This window comes from uncultured Campylobacter sp. (assembly GCF_938045225.1).
GTDB lineage: Bacteria > Campylobacterota > Campylobacteria > Campylobacterales > Campylobacteraceae > Campylobacter_A.
On the sequence record NZ_CALINL010000170.1, the window covers coordinates 1 to 8,375 of the forward strand.

The 8,375-nt window shown below is 45.9% G+C and carries 9 protein-coding genes and 1 pseudogene; 6 read left to right on the forward strand and 4 right to left on the reverse strand.

Features of this window, described 5'->3' with window-relative positions:
* From Q0200_RS06310 to ccoG, 4 genes are all read right to left on the reverse strand, one after another.
* A partial coding sequence (locus Q0200_RS06310; protein WP_297939149.1) for an efflux RND transporter permease subunit occupies positions 1–303 on the reverse strand: 303 nt, incomplete at its 3' end.
* Positions 303–1,487: an efflux RND transporter periplasmic adaptor subunit gene (locus tag Q0200_RS06315; RefSeq protein ID WP_297939152.1), complete on the reverse strand. Its 1,185-nt coding sequence runs from the start codon at positions 1,485–1,487 to the stop codon at positions 303–305. The genes Q0200_RS06315 and Q0200_RS06310, both read right to left, overlap by 1 nt.
* Before the next feature lie 119 nt (positions 1,488–1,606).
* Positions 1,607–2,239 (reverse strand): TetR/AcrR family transcriptional regulator, encoded by a 633-nt coding sequence (locus tag Q0200_RS06320; protein ID WP_297939155.1) that lies wholly within the window; start codon positions 2,237–2,239, stop codon positions 1,607–1,609.
* A 64-nt stretch (positions 2,240–2,303) separates the two neighbouring features.
* Complete coding sequence (gene ccoG / locus Q0200_RS06325) at positions 2,304–3,656, reverse strand: cytochrome c oxidase accessory protein CcoG (RefSeq protein ID WP_297939158.1); 1,353 nt, start codon at positions 3,654–3,656, stop codon at positions 2,304–2,306.
* Between the two features lie 133 nt (positions 3,657–3,789).
* Between ccoG and Q0200_RS06330 the strand changes: the two genes are divergently transcribed.
* The 6 genes and pseudogenes from Q0200_RS06330 to Q0200_RS06355 all read left to right on the forward strand — a co-directional run.
* On the forward strand, positions 3,790–5,274 hold the full coding sequence (locus Q0200_RS06330) for a flavocytochrome c (protein ID WP_297939161.1): 1,485 nt from the start codon (positions 3,790–3,792) through the stop codon (positions 5,272–5,274).
* Positions 5,275–5,362: 88 nt separating this feature from the next.
* The gene (gene rpsU / locus Q0200_RS06335; RefSeq protein ID WP_002951513.1) at positions 5,363–5,575 is read left to right on the forward strand and encodes a 30S ribosomal protein S21; all 213 of its coding nucleotides are present in this window, start codon (positions 5,363–5,365) and stop codon (positions 5,573–5,575) included.
* Positions 5,576–5,684: 109 nt separating this feature from the next.
* Positions 5,685–6,374, forward strand: coding sequence for a DNA-binding protein (locus Q0200_RS06340; RefSeq protein ID WP_297939165.1), 690 nt, complete (start codon positions 5,685–5,687; stop codon positions 6,372–6,374).
* Positions 6,361–6,996: a UPF0323 family lipoprotein gene (locus Q0200_RS06345; RefSeq protein ID WP_297939168.1), complete on the forward strand. Its 636-nt coding sequence runs from the start codon at positions 6,361–6,363 to the stop codon at positions 6,994–6,996. The genes Q0200_RS06340 and Q0200_RS06345 overlap by 14 nt, the downstream gene beginning before the upstream one ends.
* Positions 6,997–7,001: 5 nt before the next feature.
* Positions 7,002–8,177 (forward strand): glutathionylspermidine synthase family protein, encoded by a 1,176-nt coding sequence (locus tag Q0200_RS06350; RefSeq protein ID WP_297939171.1) that lies wholly within the window; start codon positions 7,002–7,004, stop codon positions 8,175–8,177.
* 9 nt (positions 8,178–8,186) lie between these two features.
* Positions 8,187–8,375, forward strand: a pseudogene (locus Q0200_RS06355) (hydroxyacid dehydrogenase); the annotation flags it as partial.

An 8,375-nucleotide genomic window follows, 5' to 3' on the forward strand; every position in this document is an offset into this window, starting at 1 on the left:
GGCTGAGGTGCCGATTTTAAAATAAACATTGATGCTTAGCGAGCCGCTCGAGCTTGAGGTGCTTTGCATATAGAGCATGTTTTCTACGCCGTTTATCTGGTCCTCGATCGCGCTGGCTACCGAGTCGGAGATAGTCTGGGCGTCGGCGCCTGTGTAGACGGCGCTAACGGAAATTTGAGGCGGGGTTAGCTTAGGATACTCCTCGATAGGAAGCCCCTTTATCGCCATTGCGCCCGCGATAACTATGATGATAGATACGACGGTGGCAAATATCGGGCGGTCAATGAAAAATTTAGAAAACATCACTTAGCCTTTTCTTGCTCGTTTTTAGGCTCTAAATTTGCACCTTTACCAAAGCTTTCGGTTAGGTCTTTATCTATCTCGACGGGCGCGCCTACGCCGATTTTTAGGAAGTTGTTTAATATGATTTTATCGCCTTCGTTTAACCCCTCGCTAACGACTGCGGCGTCTTTGGTTTGGTAGGTGATTTTTACGTCTTTAGAGGCTACTTTGCCGTCGGCGACTACGAGTACATAGGTCTTGACGTCGGTTTGCTGGAGCGCTACTTGAGGGATTTTAAAACCGTCTTTTTGATAAAATCCACCCATTGTCACGTGGCCGAACATGCCAGGTAGCAACTTGCCCTCGTCGTTGTTAAATTCGGCCTTGGCTAAAACTGTGCCCATATTCGTATTTACGACGTTATCGATGAAATTTACCTTGCCGTTAAACTCTCCCGGACCGACTTTTAGTACGGCATCGGAGTTCGTTTGCGCCCAGAGGCCGCTTTCTTGCATTTTGACGCGGTTTAGGTTATCTACGTCGGAGATATGAAAGTGTGCCTCGATCGGGTTGATTTTGGTTAGGCGCACTAGCTGGGTAGTGTTTGCTACGACTAGCGAGCCAACGTCTACTAGATTATCGCCCAAAACGCCGTCAAAAGGCGCGATTATGCTTGTGTAGCCTAGGTCTATTTTGGCATTTTTGGCGTTTGCTCTAGCGCTTAGTAAATTTGCGTTTGCGATTTCGAGCGCCGAAACTGCCGCGTCGTACTCTTTTTGCGAAACGGCGTTTTTCTTATATAAATTTGAAATTCTGTTAAATTCGGTCTGAGCGTTCTTTAAATTTGCGTTTGCTACGCCGATAGCGGCCTCAAGCGCGTCGTAGCTGGCTTGGTATTTTTCGGGATCTATCAAAAACAGCTTATCGCCGGCTTTTACGTTGTCTCCCGGTTTAAAAAACTGTTTGGTTATCGTGCCGCTTACTTTGGGATAGACGATGACGTCTTGTTGGCTCGTTAGGGTCGCGGGGTAGTCAAAACTGATCGGCACGTCTGATTTTTTAGCTACGAATACGTCGACCTTTGACGGCGGCATTTGCCGTTGTTGTCCGGCTGCGGCTGCGCCTTTTTTATCGTTACTATCAAAGCATGCCGTAAAAAGCAACGACGCCAATAACAAAACCGAAAGGGTTTTAAAATTTCTCATAAATTTGCCTTTAATTTTTTGGGATATTATACACAAAATTTGGGATGTAATATTTGTTACAAATAAAGTCGGCTATTTTACTCTTATTTATACGAAAAGTCAAATTTTGAGAGTCGAATTTAGCGTTTTTTTACGCCGTGCAAAAACATATCTATACGCGTTTTTACGTGGTCTTCGCGCTCTTCTGCGCTTAGCGTTATGTCCTCGTTTAGCAAAATAGCATTATAGTGATAAGGCTCTCTAACTACTGCGGCAAACGTCTTGGCCGCGACGTAAGGAGAGATACATGGATTTAGCTGGACTCTTATGTCTGCGCGCTCGAAAAAATCTACTAAAATTTTATCGAATTTGCTTAAAATTTGATCCAAAAACTCTTTGCCCAAAAGTCCGTCGTTTTTCGCGCCCTCTCTCATCATCACTCTTGAGATTAGCGTGGTTTTCTTTTCGCAGATGATGTCGAAAAATATCATCGCAAATTTGGTTAAAAAATCATCCAACTTATGCGGTAAATTTAGATCGATTTTCTCGTCTATCTGCATTCTAAAGTCGTCAAATCCGCGCTCTACGATGGCGCGAAAGAGCCCTTCTTTATTTTCAAAAAATTTGTAGATGCTCGCCAGCGATCCGCCGCTTTTTTTGATGATATCCGTTAAGCTCGTGTTTTCGTAGCCGTTTTCAAGGAAAATTTCAAGCCCGGCTTGGATGAATTTTTCTTTTCTCTCGGCGCTTCGTTTCGTCGGTTTCGTATTCATTTTTTCTAGCCCTCAAATTTCAAAAAAATCTTAAAATATGATTATACTATAAAAAAATAATTTTTTACTCACTTGGATGGGCAAAAATCGTCCGTCTTTTAACATTTATTTTTTCTTTGTTATCCGCGGCGTAGGCGGAGATTTCTATCTTCGTCGTTTGCTCGCTTGTGCCGGCAAATGCCGTTTTAGGCGCGCTTAGCACGACTACGACCTTCCTTTTTTCGCCCGCTTTTAGCGAAATTTGAGTCTTCGGGCGCTCGATTTTTATCGGCGCTTTAGCTTTGTCTGCGCTAACGTCAAAGTAAAACTCATGCGCGTGCGCATCGGTGTTTTCAAACAAAAATACGTAAGCGTTTTCGATCTCGCCGCTTTTATTTACCTTATATAGCTCGCTCGTGCGGTTGATATTTAGCAGCATGCTCTCTTTTTTGGCGCTCATTAGCGTTAGCACGGTCGCGGCGACAGCGATGGCGGTGCAGTAGCCGACGGTTTTAAAGCGCAAATACCGCACCTTTTGCTTGGTTTTTAGCGAATTTGAGCTCGTCCAGCTAATTAGACTAGGCAAATTTAGCCCGGACATCGTTTTCGTGCAGGCATCCACGCACTCTAGGCAGTTTATGCACTCTAGCTGCATGCCTTTTCTGATGTCGATGTGCGTCGGGCAAATTTTTACGCAGGCTTCGCAGCCGGTGCACTCGTTTTGCGGCTCCGGCGGTTTTTTCCAGAGTTTGGTTTGCCCGTCGTAAATTTTACCGCCGCGAGCCTCGTCGTAGATCACCTGCACGCTGTCAGAATCGATCATCACGGACTGCACTCTAGCGTACGGGCAGACGTAAATGCAAAAATTTTCGCCCAAAAACGCTACGTCAAATATCAAAAACGCCGTGATAACAAGCCAAGCTCCGAGTAAAATTTTATGCTCGGCGGGATTTAAAATTTGAGTGAAAAAGTCTTTCGGCGGGACAAAAAACCAGAGAAAATTCGCCGCCGCGACAAAGGCTAAAATGCTCCAGATCGCGACTGCTAGCGCGTTTTTGACGCCGCTTTCGGCCTGCGTTTGTTTATTTAAAACGCTCTTGCGGATTTTTAAAATTTTAGTTTGTATGAGGTCGCGGTAAATCGCGCGAAATATCGTCTGCGGACAGCTCCAGCCGCACCAGACGCGACCGCCCAAATTCGTCATAAAAAATATAAAAATAAAAAAAATAATGAGCACGAAAGGCATCAAAAATAGCTCTTGGACGTTAAATTTTGCAAAAAACAGATGCAGTTCGCTACGCTCAAAGCTTAATAGGAAAAATTGATTTCCGCCGATAGATATAAAAGGTAAAATCAGCGCGGTACAGGTTATCAGGATGTAGGCGATATAGCGTTTGCTAGCAAATTTGAAATAATTTTTATACTCTTCTTTGGTCATAATTCGTCCTGATTACAAAGTAGTGATAATTTTGGGTAAATTATAGAGTTAATGCTATTAAATGCGTATTAAAATTGCTATTACGCCACTTTTAAGATGTATAATTTCATAAATTCTTTAAAAAGGAGATGTTATGCAAAAAATTTCTAGAAGAAATTTCATCAAAACCGGCCTCGCAGCAGCCGCTGTAGGCGCGCTAAATTTGCAAGCGGCGCAGGATGACGAGATAAAATGGGACGCGGAATACGACGTCTTGGTGGTAGGCAGCGGCCTTAGCGCAAACGTTGCGGGCATCGTAGCAGCCGAGGGTGGGCTTGGCGTCGCGCTACTAGAAAAGATGTCGCGAATGGGCGGAAACTCTGTAGTTTCTCAGCTTGATTTTGCCTGCGTGGGCACCGAGCAACAAGAAAAAGCCGGCATCAAAGACTCCATCGAGCTTTTCGTAAAAGATCTAAACAAAGCAGGCAAGGGCTTTAACTACATAGAGCAGTCGTACAGGATCGCTGAGAATTCAAAAAGAGCGTATGAATTTGTCAAAGCAAGAGGCGTGCAATACGCCGAAAAGCTAAAGCATCTGGGCGGACATAGCGTGGCAAGAAGTCTAGAGACCGTAGGTGGAGGCGGAGCGTGCGTGCAGGCGCTAAATTCGCACTTTGAGAGCAAGGGCGGCAAGACGCTAAAACGAGTAAAAGTCGATGAAATCGTGCTGGATAAAAACGGCGCGGCGATAGGGCTAAAGGTGAGAGAGGAATATAAATTTGACAAAGACTTAGCTGACGACGACGCGCAAAACGCATCCGGAGACGTTAAATTTTATAAAGCTAAAAAGGCCGTTGTTTTTGCAAGCGGCGGATTTTCGGCAGATAAAACGTTTAAAGCGGCGCAAAATCCAAGGCTATCTCTAGCATCCACGCCGTCAAATCCAGGTGCGACGGCAGGCGCGCTAAAAACAATGATAAGAGCGGGCGCGATGCCGGTGCAGGTTAGTCTGGGACGCTATTCGTTTGGTATTCCGACGGAGGATTTGATATTTGCTATCGCGGTTGACGGCAAAAACTCAAAGAGATTTATGAACGAGGACGGCGACAGGCAGACCTTGTCCGATAATATTTTAGAAAATATGCAAAAAAACGAAAGCGATATGTTTCCGACGATAATCTTTGACGCAACTGGATTTGCCTCCAGCCACGATCCAAAAAGGCTGCAAAAATTTATCGAAACCGGCAAGATGAAAAAATTTGAGAGCCTAGACGAACTAGCTGCGGAATTTAAGCTAAACGCGCAAATTTTAAAAGGGGAGATAAAGCGGTATAACGAAAACGTCGCGGCAAAAACCGATGCCGATTTTAAAAAAGATTTAAGCAAAGTCGCTCCGATAGAAAAAGCGCCGTTTTACGCGATACTCGGGGCTCCTGGCATCAGCTATACTCCGGGCGGCGTGAGGGTAAATTTGAACTTTGAAGTTCTTAATATAAACGATAACAAGCCTATTAAAAATTTATACGCCGTAGGCGAGGCGACGGGCGGAGTGCACGGATATACGAGGCTTACTAGCTGCTCGACGCCCGATTGTATCAGCTCGGCGATGATAGCGGCGGAGCATATCCTAAAAGGCTAAATTTAAAGCCCGGACGGCGGGCAAAGCTTAAATTTATCAAATTTAAACTATAATCGCCGTCTATTTTAATTGAAAGGTGGTGAGGACGTTGCCTGGTATTAAGGTACATCCTAACGAGTCTTTTGACGAAGCTTACAGAAAGTTCAAAAAGCAAACCGACAGGAACCTTGTCGTGACTGAAGTTCGCGCAAGACGCTTTTTCGAGCCTATGACCGAGATCCGCAAAAAACAAAAAATCGCGGCTCGCAAGAAAATGCTTAAACGTCTATATATGCTTAGACGCTACGAGTCAAAGCTCTAACCAAAAGGGTCGCTTCGGCGGCCTTTTCTTTTTTCAAACTCCCGTTTAACTCGCATCAAAGCCAAAATTTGCCATAATCTACGCCAAATTTAACGATCAAAGGAAAAATATGTCCAAAGTGCCCGTGAGCGAGGCCGCGGAAATCTTAGGCGTAACCAAGGAAGCCGTCTACAACCGCATTCGTCGCGGAACGCTAAAGACCTTTGAAAAAGACGGCGTAAAATACGTGGTTTTAGAAGGCTACGAGCCCGGTACTACGGCAAATTTAGCGCCAAATCAGCCGCCAAAAACATCTACCGAAAAATCATCCAAAAGCGCGAAATCAAGAAAATCAAAGGCGGGGGAATTTGACGTGAACGAATTTCTACTCTCGCAAATTAGCGAACTAAAAGAACAAAATCAAAATTTGCAAGCCGACAAAGAGAGGCTTTTTCGCGAAAAAGAGCAAATTTTGCTAAATAATAAAACCGAAATCGCTCAAATTTACCGCGAAAGAGACGATAAGCTGAGGGGGTTTTTAAGCATGCTAGAGCGTCCGCTGCTGGCTCGTCAAAACGGCGAATATATAGCCCCAATCGACGTCGAATTCGTCGAGAGCAAGCTTGAAAGCGACACTAAATGGATTAGCCTGGCCGAGTTTTTAAAATCGCAAAATTTAAGCGGTAAGAGTCTAAAAAAAACGCAAAATAAAATCATAAAAAAAATCGGAAAATCAAAATTTATCAAATTTAAAGAAGGCGTAATAATGGTAAAAAGCAAGAAAATTTCGAAGGAGTTAGATAAAAATGAAAGTTTTTAATCACATCAAAAAGGTGGCCAGCTATGCTGCGGTCGGCGGATTTGGCGCGGTCGTGATAGCGGGGTTGGCCGGCTGCAGCAGTAGCGATAATAGCGGCGAAAGTAGTGCGCTAAACGAAGCAGCGCAAAAAACGGGAGCTTTCGTCATCATCGAAGAAACCGCACCGGGCAAATATAAAGTCCTAGAGGAGTATCCGAGTAGCGAAACGCGCGTCGTGCTAAAGGATATCAACGGCACCGAGCGCGTGCTAAGCAAAGAGGAGATGGATAAGCTAATCGCCGAAGAAAACGCCAAAATCGACGCCGGAACGTCAAATTTGACCAACCCGAACGCTCAAAACGCGCAACTTTCAAGCGGCGGCATGAGTATGGGCGAGGCGCTCTTGGCATCGGCTGCGGGCGCGATAATCGGCAGCTGGATAGGCAACAAGCTTTTTAACAACCCGGGCTATCAGGCGCAGCGCCAAAGCGCGTATAAAAACCCGAGCGCCTACTCAAGGAGCGTCGATAGCTTTAACAAAGCCAAGGCCACGAGCTCGGCGGGTAAATCAAGCGGCGGAAAGAGCGGATTTTTCGGCGGATCAAGCTCGAAGTCTAGCTCAGGCTCGAATTTTGGAGGTTAATCATGATAAATTTAAAAAAAATCAACCCGCTAAATAATGAATTTTTAAGCGAGATAGGCTTTACGTGGCACACGGACCCGGACGGCAGCGACTACGTAGCAGACGAGCTAGTCGAGGTGAGAGAGACGCAGGCCGAGGCGTATTATAACGCCGCAAACGAGCTATACGATATGTTCGTCGCAGCCGCCCAACACGTCATCGACAACAACCTCTACCACGAGGTCGGTATCCCGTTTAACCTCGTAGATCTCGTGCGCGAAAGCTGGGAAAACGACGTGCACTGGCACCTCTACGGCAGATTTGACTTAGCCGGCGGGCTGGATGGCAAACCGATAAAACTCATCGAATTTAACGCCGACACCCCGACGGCCGTGTTTGAGACGGCGATCATCCAGTGGGCGGCGCTCAAGTTTAACAGTATGGACGAGAGTGCGCAGTTTAACGACCTTTATGACGCGTTAAAGCAAAATTTTAGACGCCTCGTGACGCTAGATGAGGAGACCGAGAGCTTTAACGAGCACTATGAGGGCTGGAAAATTTTATTTAGCTCGGTTGCGGGCAGCAGCGAGGACGAGCAGACCGTGAAGCTACTGCAATATATCGCAGAGGAGGCGGGCTTTCACACGGCGTTTGCTTACGTCCACGAGGTCGTATTTAACGACGAGGAAGGCGTGTTTTTTGACGGCGAAAACTACGAGTATTGGTTTAAGCTCGTACCGTGGGAGGACATCGCCATAGAGGAAGGCGAGCTAGCCATCATCCTAAAAAACATCGTCCAAAATCAAAAAGCCATCATCCTAAATCCCGCATACACGCTGCTTTTCCAAAGCAAAGGCATATTAAAAATTCTTTGGGATCTATATCCGAATCACCCGCTTTTACTGCAAGCTAGCGATAAGCCGTTAGCTGGTAAAAAATGCGTGAAAAAGCCGGTTTTCGGGCGAGAGGGTGCAAACGTGAGCGTGATAGAGGCTGACGGCAGCATTAGCTCGCAAAACGGCGGCGACTACGGAGCAAACCGCGCGATCTATCAGGAATTTTACGAATTTAACAAAGACGCCGCCGGAAATAGATACCAAGCGGGCGTGTTTTTCGCCTACGAGGCGTGCGCGCTGGGTTACCGCAGAGGCGGCGAAATTTTAGATAACTACTCCAAATTCGTGGGGCACTTTATCAAATAAGGACGCAAAATGAAAATAGTCTGCCTCGATGCCGCGACGCTTGGAAGCGACGTAAATTTGGACATTTTTAAGCAGTTTGGAGAGTTTGTTAGCTTTGAGACGACCGCCGCAAACGAGCGCGTAGAGCGACTAAAAGGCGCGGATGTCGTCATCACGAACAAAGTCGTCATCGACAAAGAGACGATTGACGCGTCAAAT